General features: G+C 49.4%; 8 protein-coding genes. All 8 read left to right on the top strand.

Annotated features, from left to right (window positions below; all coding sequences use genetic code 11):
• Positions 1-4 precede the first annotated feature (4 nt).
• The 8 genes from licT to BBD42_RS29820 all read left to right on the top strand — a co-directional run bounded on the left by licT (position 5) and on the right by BBD42_RS29820 (position 12,816).
• Entirely contained in the window at positions 5-841 is an 837-nt protein-coding gene (gene licT, locus BBD42_RS29855) for a BglG family transcription antiterminator LicT (RefSeq protein WP_099521114.1), read from the top strand.
• Positions 842-879: 38 nt separating this feature from the next.
• The gene (locus tag BBD42_RS29850) at positions 880-2,337 is read left to right on the top strand and encodes a glycoside hydrolase family 1 protein (RefSeq protein WP_099521113.1); all 1,458 of its coding nucleotides are present in this window, start codon (positions 880-882) and stop codon (positions 2,335-2,337) included.
• Between the two features lie 35 nt (positions 2,338-2,372).
• The gene (locus BBD42_RS29845; protein ID WP_056035297.1) at positions 2,373-2,645 is read left to right on the top strand and encodes an HPr family phosphocarrier protein; all 273 of its coding nucleotides are present in this window, start codon (positions 2,373-2,375) and stop codon (positions 2,643-2,645) included.
• Positions 2,638-4,350: a phosphoenolpyruvate--protein phosphotransferase gene (gene ptsP / locus BBD42_RS29840; protein ID WP_099521875.1), complete on the top strand. Its 1,713-nt coding sequence runs from the start codon at positions 2,638-2,640 to the stop codon at positions 4,348-4,350. The genes BBD42_RS29845 and ptsP overlap by 8 nt, the downstream gene beginning before the upstream one ends.
• Before the next feature lie 98 nt (positions 4,351-4,448).
• Positions 4,449-5,621, top strand: a complete 1,173-nt coding sequence (locus tag BBD42_RS29835; RefSeq protein WP_099521112.1) for a benzoate/H(+) symporter BenE family transporter — start codon at positions 4,449-4,451, stop codon at positions 5,619-5,621.
• A 190-nt stretch (positions 5,622-5,811) separates the two neighbouring features.
• Positions 5,812-6,648: a hydroxyethylthiazole kinase gene (thiM, locus tag BBD42_RS29830; RefSeq protein WP_099521111.1), complete on the top strand. Its 837-nt coding sequence runs from the start codon at positions 5,812-5,814 to the stop codon at positions 6,646-6,648.
• A 429-nt stretch (positions 6,649-7,077) separates the two neighbouring features.
• Positions 7,078-9,654 (top strand): glycosyl hydrolase, encoded by a 2,577-nt coding sequence (locus BBD42_RS29825; RefSeq protein WP_099521110.1) that lies wholly within the window; start codon positions 7,078-7,080, stop codon positions 9,652-9,654.
• A 363-nt stretch (positions 9,655-10,017) separates the two neighbouring features.
• Complete coding sequence (locus BBD42_RS29820; protein WP_099521109.1) at positions 10,018-12,816, top strand: endo-beta-N-acetylglucosaminidase; 2,799 nt, start codon at positions 10,018-10,020, stop codon at positions 12,814-12,816.
• Positions 12,817-12,844: the final 28 nt, after the last annotated feature.

The raw sequence follows: 12,844 nt of genomic DNA, 5'->3' as shown, positions 1-12,844 counted from the left end.
GCAGATGAAAGTAATCAAAATCCTCAACAGCAGCGTTGTTCTCGCCAAACGCGACGATCAGAAGGAAGTGATTGTGCTCGGGAAGGGAATCGGCTACAACAGCAAGGCTGGCGATAAAATCAGGGAAAGCGACATTGAAAAAATCTATGTGCCGCAAAGCGATGATATTTTCGCGAACCTGTCCAAGCTGATGAAGGAAATTCCCGAGGACTATCTTTTTCTGGCAGATGAAATTATAACGTTTGCGAAGGGGCGTTTGAACAAGCCGCTCAGCGAGCATCTCTACGTTGCTTTAACCGATCATCTGCATATGGCGGTCAAACGCTTTAAGGTTAATATGACGATTCAAAACCGGCTGCTTTGGGAAGTGAAAAAGTTTTACCCGTTTGAATTCAGCATTGGCGAATATGCGCTAGGTTTGATAGAGCAGCGGCTCGGCGTTGCTCTGCCTGAGGAGGAAGCGGCGAATATTGCTTTCCACTTGGTCAATGCCCAGCAAACGGAAGATAATATGAGCCAGGTTATTTTAATGACGGATACGTATAAAGATATTCTCCAAATGATTAAGCAATATTTCGATATTGAGCTGGAGCCGCAGTCGATCAATTATTCGCGATTTATGACGCATTTGCAATTTTTCATTCAACGGCTGACAGAGAACAAAATGCTCGATTCTGACGATCACGCATTGGCTGACCAAATCGTAGGCATGTACCCTGAAGTGAATAAATGCGTGCTGAAGATCAAGCAGTATATAGAAGAGAAGTTTGGCTATTCGATTTCGGATGAAGAGAAAATGTATCTCATTTTGCATATTAAACGGGTCGTTTCAAGAGGCTAGCCGCTATAAACAGGCAATACAAGATAGGAGTGGAACAGATGAGCAGCAATTTTCGCAAATTTCCTGAAGGTTTTTTATGGGGCGGTGCCATCGCCGCCAATCAGGTCGAGGGCGGCTGGAACGAAGGCGGCAAAGGGCTTTCGACCGCCGATGTAGCGATGTATCGGAAGCATTTAAGCAAAGCGGATTACAAGAAGCATAACTCGATCAGCGAGGAACAGATTAAAGAGGCGATGGAGACGGCAGATGCCTCAGATTATCCGAAGCGCAGAGGCATTGATTTTTATCATCGTTATCCCGAAGATATCGCTTTGTTTGCCCAAATGGGCTTCAAGGTGCTGCGGGTATCCATTGCCTGGTCGCGGATTTTTCCAAATGGCAATGAAACGGAGCCGAATGAGGCGGGGCTGCAATTTTATGACGATTTGTTCGACGAACTGATCAAGCATGGCATTGAACCGCTCGTGACCTTGTCCCACTATGAAATGCCGCTTTATCTCGTCAATGAATATGGCGGCTGGACGAGCCGGGAAGTGGTCGGCTTTTTTGTCCGGTTCTGCCAAGTGGTGTTCGAGCGTTATAAACATAAGGTCAAGCAATGGATTACGTTTAATGAAATTGACAGCATTATCCGCCATCCATTTACAAGCGGAGGAATGGTTCCGGACCGTTTCGAAAATTTGGAGCAATCCGTTTATCAGGCCTTGCATCATCAATTTATTGCCAGCGCCCTTGCCGTCAAGTATTGCCATGAGATTGTGGCAGACTCGCAAATTGGCTGTATGCTGACCTGCCTGATCAAATATCCGAATACGCCCAATCCGAAAGATGTGCTCGTCGCGTATCAGGACAACCAGTTTAATTTATTTTTCACCGACGTTCAGGTGCGCGGCGTTTATCCGAAATATATTGAGCGCTTGTTCCGGGAGAAGGGCATACAGCTTGAAAAGCATGCGGGCGACGATGAGCTGCTAAAAGCACATACCGTAGATTTTATTTCCTTCAGCTACTACATGTCTCTCGTAACGAGTGTGGATAGCGAACGTATGGAGCAGGTTAGCGGCAATACAATCGGCGGGGTTAAAAATCCGTATTTGGAAACGAGTGAATGGGGCTGGCAAATTGATGCTGTGGGTTTAAGGATTTTTCTCAATGACCTGTACAATCGCTATCAGGTGCCTTTATTCATCGTGGAAAATGGGATGGGCGCTCACGATAAAGTAGAAGAGGACGGCAGCATTCAGGACGATTACCGCATTTCTTATTTCCAGCAGCATCTGGAGCAAATGCATGAGGCAATACTCGACGGTGTTGAACTCATCGGATATACGAGCTGGGGCTGTATTGATCTGATCAGCTATTCGTCCTCCGAAATGGAAAAACGCTACGGCTTTATTCACGTTGACCAGGATAATGACGGGAATGGAACACTTGCTAGAACACCGAAGAAAAGCTTTTATTGGTACAAAGACGTTATCTCGAATAACGGGCTTTAATATAAATATAAACAATGGATGAGGAGCGAGAAATCATGCAAAAAACGTTTAAAATTACAGACGAAGACGGAATCCACGCAAGGCCGGCGACGGCGCTTGTCAATACGGCGAGCAAGTTTGAAACGGAAGTATACGCAGAGGCAAATGGTAAAAAGGTAACGCTGAAATCCATTCTCGGCCTATTGTCCTTCGATCTTGAAGCGGGAGAGCTGATTACCTTTAGCGCAGACGGAGCAGATGCGGCAGAAGCCATTTCAGCTTTGGAAGATGTAATGACGCAAGCGGGGCTTGGTGTTGTTCATGCTTAAAATAACGGGCATCGCGGCAGCGGATGGCATTGCTATCGCCAAAGCGATGATATTAAAATCAGCATCGCTCGTTGTAGAAAAGCGGAAGGTGGACGATCTGGCTTTGGAAATGACCCGCCTTCATGAAGCGCTCGGCAAATCCAAGATCGAGCTCCAGCAAATTAAGCAGCGGGCGCTTGAAGAGCTGGGCGAGGAGAAGGCGGAAATATTTGAAGCGCATCTGCTTGTGCTCAGCGATCCCGAGCTGGTAGGCCCGATTGAGGAGAAAATCCAAAGCGAGCGTGTCAACGCGGAATATGCGCTGCAAGAGGTATCGGCGATTCTCGTACAGATGTTCGAAAATATGAAAAGCGCCTACCTTCGCGAGCGTGCCGCTGATATGCGCGATGTATCGAAACGCGTACTTTCCCATTTGCTTGGCGTAGAGCTTCAGGATCTGACCGCCATTCATGAGGAGGTTATTTTGGTAGCCGAGGACTTGACGCCATCGGATACGGCGCAGCTCAATCCAAGCTTCGTTAAAGGCTTCGCAACGAATATCGGAGGAAGGACATCCCACTCCGCCATTATGGCGCGAACTCTGCAAATTCCGGCTGTTGTCGGCACGAAGGAAATTATGGAGCAGGTGCAAGGCGGAGATTTGCTCATTCTTGATGGCTTGGCAGGGGAAGTTATTTTGAATCCTGATGCGGACACCATTGAAGGCTACAAAATCAAGCAAGCCGAGTATGAAGCGAGGCGGGCAGAATGGGCGAAGCTGCGGAATGAACCAACCGTAACCAAGGACGGTATTCATGTCGAGCTGGCGGCAAACATCGGAACACCGGCGGATGTGGCCGCCGTTCTAGGCAACGGCGGCGAAGCAGTGGGGCTGTTCCGCACCGAGTTTTTGTATATGGGCAGAGAAAGCGTGCCGTCGGAGAAGGAGCAATTTAACGCCTATAAAGCTGTGCTGCAAAAAATGGAAGGCAAGCCGGTTGTCGTGCGTACGCTCGACATTGGCGGTGACAAGGAGCTTCCTTATTTGAATATGCCGAAGGAAATGAATCCGTTTCTAGGCTTCCGTGCGGTAAGGCTTTGCCTCGAGCAGCAGGATATGTTCCGCACGCAGCTGCGAGCTTTATTGCGCGCCAGCGTCTTCGGCAATTTGCGTATCATGTTCCCCATGATTGCGACGCTGGAGGAGTTCCGGTCAGCGAAGGCGATTCTTGAAGAAGAGCGGGCAAAGCTTCTTTCCGAAGAAAAAGCGGTGTCGGATGGCATTCAGGTCGGCATTATGGTGGAAATTCCGTCAACAGCAGTACTTGCAGACCAATTTGCCAAGGAAGTCGATTTTTTCAGCATCGGCACGAATGATTTGATTCAATATACGATGGCGGCGGACCGGATGAATGAGCGGGTTTCCTATCTGTATCAACCGTACAATCCTGCCGTGCTGCGTCTGATCAAAAATGTCATTGATGCTGCCCATGCAGCAGGCAAATGGACGGGCATGTGCGGCGAAATGGCGGGCGATCAAACCGCTATTCCGCTGCTGCTTGGGCTCGGACTGGATGAATTCAGCATGAGCGCAAGCTCGATTCTTCCCGCTCGCAGCCTCATGGCGAAGCTGAATCAGGAAGAGATGAAGCAGCTAGCTGCGAAGGCGCTGATGTGCGGGACAGGACATGAGGTTGTACAATTAGTAGAAGAAATACTAGAATAAGAGGATGTGTGTAAAGCTGGCTGTCATTTCAGCCAGCTTTATGCTGTTATTTTTCCTTGCAGCAGGAGTGTTAGGGAAGGGAGCATGAAGGAAAACGTATGCTGAACACAAAAAATATTTCGAGCGGACTCGCGACAGCGATTATGGCCTGTACAGGCGGCGCGGTGCTCATTATACAAGCTGCTGATGCGCTTGGACTTAGCCGGGCGGAAGCTTTATCGTGGCTGTTTGCGGTTTATGTGATTGGCGGGGCGCTGAATTTATGGCTTATCCTCCGCTATAAAATGCCGTTTGCGGGCTGCCATTCGCTGACCGCGGTCGCTTTTCTAAGCGCGTCGGCGCTGCATTATCCGATAAAGGAGCTGGCGGGCAGCTTTATTATGGCAGGCGCGCTTATTGTCGTGCTTGGCGCCACCGGCTTATTCGGCAAGCTTCTAGGACTCATTCCAAAGCCGATGCTGGACGCGATGCTGGCGGGAATTGTCCTGCATTACGTTGTGGCCATTATTCCGGCTATTAAAGAGCTTCCAATGATCGGCTTAGTATCTTTTCTGGGCTTTCTTATCGTGCCTAGGCTGCATAAATCAATTCCGCCCTTGCTAGGAATGCTGGCATTTGGGGTCATCGGCCTGCTCATTTGGCATGACTTTCCTGCGGCGCAGGCAGCTGAATTCAGTATGCCGCACTGGATTAGTCCGTCCTTTACGACGGGCAGCTTTATCTCTATATCCGTCCCGGTTGCGATATTGATTTTGAGCAACGATATTGCGGTATCGCTCGCTGCCCTAAAGAAAAATGGCTACAATCCGCCAGTGAACAAGACGGTCGTCTTTTCGGGTCTCGGTACGCTGCTCGTAGGCTTTTTCGGCGGGCACGCCGTCAACGTCGGAGGCATGATGACCGCTTTATGCAGCAGCGAAGAAGCAGGCGAGAGAAAAAGCCGCATTTGGGCGGGGATCGTATGCAGCGTGCTGGTCATTATTTTTGGCCTTTTTGCCGGAGCGATGCTTGTGCTGATTAATCGGCTGCCATCGACGTTTATTGTGCTGCTGTCAGGCTTTTCGCTGGCTGGGGTGCTGATTGGCAATCTGCAAGCTGTTTTTTCCGAAACGACGTACCGGTTTTCGACCTTGTTTGCCTTCATTATCGCGATTGCTAATGTATCTTTTTTTGGCATTTCATCCCCAGTCTGGTCTTTGCTGATTGGCTGTCTTATCGCCAATGTATTGAAGGAAGGCAAGCCGAAACCATTAAATGAAGCAAGCGTTTAGAACGAGCAGCAATAAAGAGCAGCAATAAAAAGCACCGCTACAAACGGATGGCAGAGAGAGCAGCAGATGCTCCGTGCCGATCCGTTTTTTTATGCAGCTGTGCCATTCCTCATAGGTGTTCGCCCCAGCTTTGTGGTATATATAAGATTAATAGTCGCTTTAATTATTTGGCAGAGAGGGATGGTTCTACATGGAAATCATACAAACGATTGCTGGATCACTGGAAGCGGTGCGCCGCAATAAGCCGCTCGTTCATCATATTACGAACTACGTGACGGTCAATGACTGCGCGAATATTGCGCTCGCTGTTGGCGCTTCGCCAATTATGGCAGATGAGCTGGAGGAAATGAACGATATCGTCGCCATTGCTTCGGCACTTGTCATCAATATCGGCACGCTGAACCGCCGTACGATTGAGTCGATGGTTGCTGCCGGGAAGCGGGCGAATGAGCGTGGCATTCCCGTTGTGCTCGATCCGGTGGGAGCGGGAGCCTCGGCCTTGCGCAATACCGCGGTGGAGCAGCTGCTGCGCGAGGTGAAAATGAGCGTGCTGCGCGGCAATTTATCGGAAATCCGCTTTGCTGCAGGACTGGAATCGCTGACGAAGGGCGTCGACGCTTCAGAGGCCGACCTGGCCAGAAGCGAAGAGACCGCGCAGGAGGTTGCGGAGCGTGCAGCGAGAAAGCTTGGCTGCATTGTGGCGCTCACCGGAGCGACCGATTTTATTACGGACGGCAAGCGGACGCTGCTTATCCGCAACGGCGTACCGCAGCTGTCTGGTGTAACGGGCACCGGCTGTATGTGCTCCACGCTGATCGGCGCATTTTGCGGTGCGAATCAGGAGGGGGATTTGCTGCTCGCGGCGGCGGCAGGCGTAGCTGCGATGGGCATTGCCGGCGAGCTTGCCGCAGAAGCCGCGGAAGGCAAAGGCAGCGGCTCGTTCCATATCGCGATTATCGATGCGGTTAGCCGAATGGACAGCGAGCTGCTTGCTGGCCGGGCAGAAATAGAAGCTGCTGCTCTATAACAGAAGGTTGTTAACCGGCTTCAGGCAAGATAAAAAGGGGATGGATGCAGTCTTGGCGTCGAAGGATGCTAGACGGTCCATCTTTTTTTTGTGAAAAGGGGCTTTTTCTTCATTTGGAACAGCTAATGTTTTATCTATCTGCTTATGGAAAGGGCTCTCATCCATTATGGATGAATTGTAAATCGAATCGTGCAAGGAGAGAGAGAGAGAACGTTGCCAGTAACAGGAGGACAAAAATCCTCTGTCGTTAATGAGCAATCGTTGCATGCTCTAAGAGCAGGGATTGCGGAAAAATGATGTCCAGAAATTTTCAATATAGATAGGATTTACATAATATGGGGCTTATGATATGGTTGCTATGAAAGCGCATTCAATAGCTTGTATATTGAACTTGCAATTACCATTTTTGACAGGGGAGGAAGGACAAGGATGAAAAATTTAATCAAGAAGGCAAGCGTAATGATGTTGGCATTTGCTCTGCTGCTTGGATTAATGACAGCACCGCCCGTTCATGCAGACAACGCACTTTTCACAATTGAAAGCGAAAATGCTCAGCTCACCTCCGATCTTCAAGTGACGACCCAAATTTACGGACAACAAAAGCCCGGATACTCTGGAAGTGGATTTGTCTGGATGCAGAATTCCGGTACCATTACCTTTACAGTGACTGTCCCTGAAACCGGAATGTATACGATCTCCACCCGCTATATGCAGGAGCTCAGTCCTGACGGCAGGCTGCAATCTTTAGCCGTTAACGGCGTTACGAAGGGTTCGTATATGCTGCCCTATACGACCAATTGGTCGGATTTCGGTTTTGGCTATCACAAGCTGAACCAAGGAAGCAACACCATCCAGTTGAAGGCTGGTTGGGGATTCGCTTATTTTGATACCTTCACTGTGGATTATGCGGCTCTTGATCCTTTGAATGTACAGCCTGTCCTCGCCGACTCTGGGGCCACGCCGGAAACTCAACTTCTGATGAATTATTTAACGGAGGTTTACGGCAATCAAATAATCTCCGGCCAGCAGGAGATATACGGAGGCGGAAATGACGGCAATTCCGAGCTGGAGTTTGATTGGATTCACAATTTAACCGGAAAGTATCCGGCCATTCGCGGGTTCGATTTTTTGAACTACAATCCGCTTTACGGTTGGGAGGATGGTACAACCGCCCGGATGATTGATTGGGTGAACAACCGGGGCGGGATCGCGACAAGCAGCTGGCATATCACCGTACCCCGAAATTTCACTGCCTATCAGCCCGGACAGTTTGTGGAATGGAAGGAAGCTACCTACAAACCGACGGAAACCAATTTCAATACAGCGAATGCGGTCATTCCCGGCACGAAAGAATATCAATACGTGATGATGGCCATTGAGGATTTGGCGGAGCAGCTGGAGATTTTGCAAAATAACAATGTGCCGGTCATTTTCCGACCCTTCCATGAGGCGGAGGGCAACGGCGGATTGAATGGGGAAGGCGCATGGTTTTGGTGGGCTTCGGCAGGGGCGGAGGTGTACAAGCAGCTTTGGGACCTGCTCTATACCGAACTTACAGAGACATACGACCTGCACAACTTGATATGGACCTACAACAGTTATGTGTATAGCACTTCTCCCGCATGGTATCCCGGCGGCGATCAGGTGGATATTGTTGGATACGATAAATACAATACCATTTACAACCGCTATGACGGCTTGTCCGGTGTCCCCAATGAGGATGCGATTACCTCCATTTTTTATCAGCTTGTTGATTTGACGGGCGGCACGAAAATGGTGGCCATGACGGAGAATGACACCGTCCCAAGCGTAATGAATCTGACAGAAGAGAAAGCCGGATGGCTCTACTTCTGCCCTTGGTATGGCGAACATCTCATGAGTTCTGCCTTCAATTACCCAGCCAGCTTAACAACATTGTACCAAAGCGACTATGTCATTACGCTCGATGAGCTGCCCGATTTAAAGGTTGAAAATCCAATTCCAAACGCGTCCATCACACCAGCAACCGTCCAATTTGACAAGTATGCCCCCAATCAAACCGACCCAGCGATAACCGTGAATTCAAAGGGCAATACGTTAATCGCTCTCCGAGCAGGCGCCAATGCCTTATCGGCGAATCAGGATTATACCTTGAGCGGAAATACGCTGCTGCTGAAAAAAGCATTTCTGGCGACGCTGCCGATTGGCGAGCATTCAATTGTCTTTGATTTCAATCAAGGTCAAGATCCCGTATTAAAAGTCAAAATTGTTGATACAACACCGAGCGCATCCATTGCACCCGTGAGCGCGGCATTTGATAAAGCGGCAACGCTAGCGCAGGATATTATCGTAGCCCTTACCTTAAACGGACACCAGCTTGTAAGTATCTCAAATGGAAATGCTACCCTTCAATCGGGCCAGGATTATACGGCATCAAGCGCTGGCGTCGTTCTGAGCAAAGCTTATCTTTCCACACTGCCGCTGGGCAAGAATGTCATAACCTTTCATTTCAGCGGAGGAAATCAAGCTGTACTAACACTAAATGTTGTGGACAGCGGAATTCCCGCACCTACGGGAGACCTGACGATCCAAGCCTTTAACGGCAATACGAGTGCCTCCACCAACGGAATTTCACCCAAATTCAAAGTAGTTAACACCGGTGATTCAGCCATTCAGCTCAGTGATGTGTCGCTCCGGTATTATTATACGATTGACGGGGAGAGAGATCAGAGTTTCTGGATCGACTGGGCCAGTATCGGTAATGCGAATGTAACCGGTAAATTCGTCAAACTGGCGACTCCGGTTGCCGGTGCTGATTATGCTTTGGAAATTGGCTTTACGACCTCGGCTGGAACACTGAATCCCGGCCAGAGCGCAGAAATTCAAGCGCGCTTCTCCAAAACCGACTGGTCCAATTACAACCAAACGGGCGATTACTCGTTCAAGGCATCAAGCAATCAGTTCGTCAACAATGAACAGGTTCCCGGCTATATGAATGGTCAGCTTGTATGGGGAATTGAGCCGTAAGTAGGTAACAAAAGGGTTGGATCGGGGGTATCCCTGCTCGAACCCTTTTTGTTGTGTTAGGGGGTTCTGCGAGCATCATCGTGATGTAACGCTTACTTTCAGCAGTCTTGTCGTCGAAAGACGACGGACAGTCCAGCTTTTTTAAGAAATATAGGAAAGGATATGATTGTTCCATTCTGTTTCTATATTTCTCGGACTGAAACGAGCTGCGCCGCCAAACTATGGCGACAATCGTTTCACCTTGTGAAATGTTGGCTGTTTCTTTATTTTGAACAGCTAATGTTTAATTTATCTGCTTATGGAAAGGGCTTTCATCGGTTATGGTTACATTGTAAATCGAATCATGCGAGGAGAGATGGAACGATGGCATTAACTGGAGGAAAAAAAGCTGCTGTCCGTAAATGGACAGCCGTTGCTTTAACCGCTTCTATGCTCGTCACCATGATGCCGCTTGCTGCGTATGCCGGCGACACATGGCCATTCAAAGGGGAAAGCGCGCATGGCAGCAATCAGCCAAGCGTCCATGGCTACACGAGTGGCCAAATTGCAAATTGGAGTCCGGCAACAGATCCATATGCGCAGAAGCTGCGATCGAAGGTGCCGCTGCAAAACCGGATTTTGCCGTTTGCCAGCACACAGGCAAAGCCGACGCTGAGTACCAATGTGAAGATGATGAATGTGGCAGGGGATTACGGCAATGCTTTTATCGAAAATGCGCCTTATACGAACAAATTTGCCCAGTATCACTTCAACTTCTGGCAATACATCGATTATTATTCTTATTGGCACGGAACTGCAAGCGCTTACACTCCGCCTGAATATTATGATAATTTGGCCCAATCCGACTGGCAGCAAAAATGGTTTGAATTCGGCATGCTGAACATTCCTAATCCTACGTATACCGATGCCGCGCATAAAAACGGCGTCCTCTCCCTCGCTGGCGTTTTTTTCTCCAACAATGACCGCGGCCAGCAGACCTACAAGCAAATGATTGTAAAAGACGGCAGCGGAAATTTTCCAGTCGCCCAAAAAATGATTGAAATGGCCGCTTATTTCGGCTACGACGGCTACTTTATGAACCAGGAGGAATTGTCGCCCAACGTTGCGACAGCGGACATTCCTGCGTATATCGAATTTCTGAAAGTGCTGCAAAGCGGCGGCCTTTACGTGCAATGGTATGACTCGCTGAGTACGTCTACAGGGGCAAATACGTTTGCCCGCACGTTCAACAATAACAATATTTCGATGCTGCATGACAAGGTGAATCACCAAGCGGTCACCAATTCCTTTTTCTTTGACTACGGGGTGGGAAATACGCAAATTACTAGCGCGAGCTCTTATTTGGCCAGCTACAATGCTGCAAATGGTACAGCCTATACGATTTTTGATATCGGCTTTGCGGGTCTAGAGGCAGGCAGAGACCGTTTTTCTTCTGCACAGGGAACGGCACTTTCGAGCAAGCTGAGCAGCGGGCTGCCCCGTCTAAGTCTAGCTACGCTCGGTGCGGACTTTGTCCATGCGGGCCTGGATGAGGATATGGGGCAAAGCTGGCCGGTGAGCCACCGATCGGAAAACAACTACCAATGGATGACGAATGTGCGCGATCAGCTGTGGTGGTCGGGCCCGAATTTGAATCCGAAAAATACGACGGTTTCCGCAGCGAACACGGCAGCCGACGTCTATGCGGACAACCGCTATTGGCCGGGAATCGCCTCGGTTATTGCGGAGCGCTCCGTCATCGGCAGCACAAACTTTTACACGAATTTCAATACGGGCCATGGCCTTTCCTATTACAAGGATGGTGCTGTCTCAAGTAACAGCGAGTGGTCCAATATGAGCCTGCAGGATGTGCCCGTCACCTGGCAGTGGTGGCAGGATACGACAGGCAATCGTCTGACCGTGGACTATGACTATGGCACAAAATATGATTTTTCGGCTACGCAGCGTTATCAATATGAAAAGCTGGGCGGCTACAAAGGCGGAAGCTCGCTTGTGCTAAACGGCAACCTAAACGCCGAAAATTTCCTGCGCCTGTTCAAAACCGATTTGAGCGTAAATGCAAACTCCAAGCTGTCGATCACCTATAACAAGCCATCGGCTAATGATGCATCGGCTGCTTATATCGGCCTTATTTTTAAAGATAATCCGAGTCAGGTCGTCAAGGTCGCCATTCCAAATGCCGGCAATAAGACGAATGGCTGGATTACACAGCAGCTTGAGCTTGGCGCCTATGCGGGCAAATCGCTTGCCGCTTTCGGGCTTGTCGTTGCTCCAGGGTCAAGCGCGATTGCGGGTTACCAGCTCAATGTGGGGCAAATTCGCATTTTCGACGGCTCGGCGATTAAGCCTGCTGCGCCTTCTGGCCTTGCCATTACGGAAGCCTTTGTGGACACAGGGGAAATGAACATTAAGTGGAATATGGATACCGACTACAGCAAGGTCAAGCAATACGATATCTATATCAATGACGTCTATGTAGGCGGCAAATATGATGAAGTGTTTTATATAAAAGCTCTTCCGTCGACAGCAGGCACGCTGAAGGTCGTTCCGATCGGGGCGGACGGATTGGAGGGCTTTGCCGCAACGCTTCCTTTTAATTTGAATGCGGCGGCTTCCGGCATTAGCGTGAATTCTCAGGAAAATGGCCAGTTGTCGGTGAGCTGGGTAAATCCGCCGAATGCAGCGGGAAATACGACAGTAAGCTTGCGTTCGCTCAACTGGATTATGACAGCGCAGCCTATTGTTGCCCAGCAGACGGCGGCGGCAGGAGCCACTAGCGTGACCTTCAGCAATATGCCCATTAACGGCGATGATTTTCTCGTAACAGTTACAACGGGAGGCGGAAGCTCCGTCAGCAAAAGCGGCCATTTTATTGATAAAATAGCCGAGCCTTACAGCGAGCAATGGTCCTGGAACGGCAATACGCTGAATTTGCCGATGCCAAATACGAGGGACTGGCGCTATATGTATGTATATGAAAATGGCGTAGCGAAGTCGTTCCCGGTCACGTACATTTCCGGCAGCGCGGGCAGCTTTGCGAAAATCATTCGCGGCAGAACGACGAAGGCAAGCCTGAGCTTCACGTCGACAGCTGCCACTGTCTATATTGTAATGGAGGATTATGCGGGCAATAAATCGCAGCCGCTCTATGTTCGCAGCTAAAAATATAAATTCATTTGTTAATCAGATC

Origin of the sequence: Paenibacillus sp. BIHB 4019, assembly GCF_002741035.1 — a bacterium.
In the GTDB taxonomy this organism is placed as follows: domain Bacteria; phylum Bacillota; class Bacilli; order Paenibacillales; family Paenibacillaceae; genus Pristimantibacillus.
The sequence above is the reverse complement of the archived record's forward strand: the minus strand, read 5'-3'. Positions and strand labels throughout refer to the sequence as shown.

Bases quoted from the DNA above. Each gene is read 5' to 3' on its own strand.
- thiM (WP_099521111.1), top strand. From the start codon at position 5,812: ATGGAAATCATACAAACGATTGCTGGATCACTGGAAGCGGTGCGCCGC.
- ptsP (WP_099521875.1), top strand. From the start codon at position 2,638: ATGCTTAAAATAACGGGCATCGCGGCAGCGGATGGCATTGCTATCGCC.
- BBD42_RS29845 (WP_056035297.1), top strand. From the start codon at position 2,373: ATGCAAAAAACGTTTAAAATTACAGACGAAGACGGAATCCACGCAAGG.
- BBD42_RS29825 (WP_099521110.1), top strand. From the start codon at position 7,078: ATGAAAAATTTAATCAAGAAGGCAAGCGTAATGATGTTGGCATTTGCT.
- licT (WP_099521114.1), top strand. From the start codon at position 5: ATGAAAGTAATCAAAATCCTCAACAGCAGCGTTGTTCTCGCCAAACGC.
- BBD42_RS29850 (WP_099521113.1), top strand. From the start codon at position 880: ATGAGCAGCAATTTTCGCAAATTTCCTGAAGGTTTTTTATGGGGCGGT.
- BBD42_RS29835 (WP_099521112.1), top strand. From the start codon at position 4,449: ATGCTGAACACAAAAAATATTTCGAGCGGACTCGCGACAGCGATTATG.
- BBD42_RS29820 (WP_099521109.1), top strand. From the start codon at position 10,018: ATGGCATTAACTGGAGGAAAAAAAGCTGCTGTCCGTAAATGGACAGCC.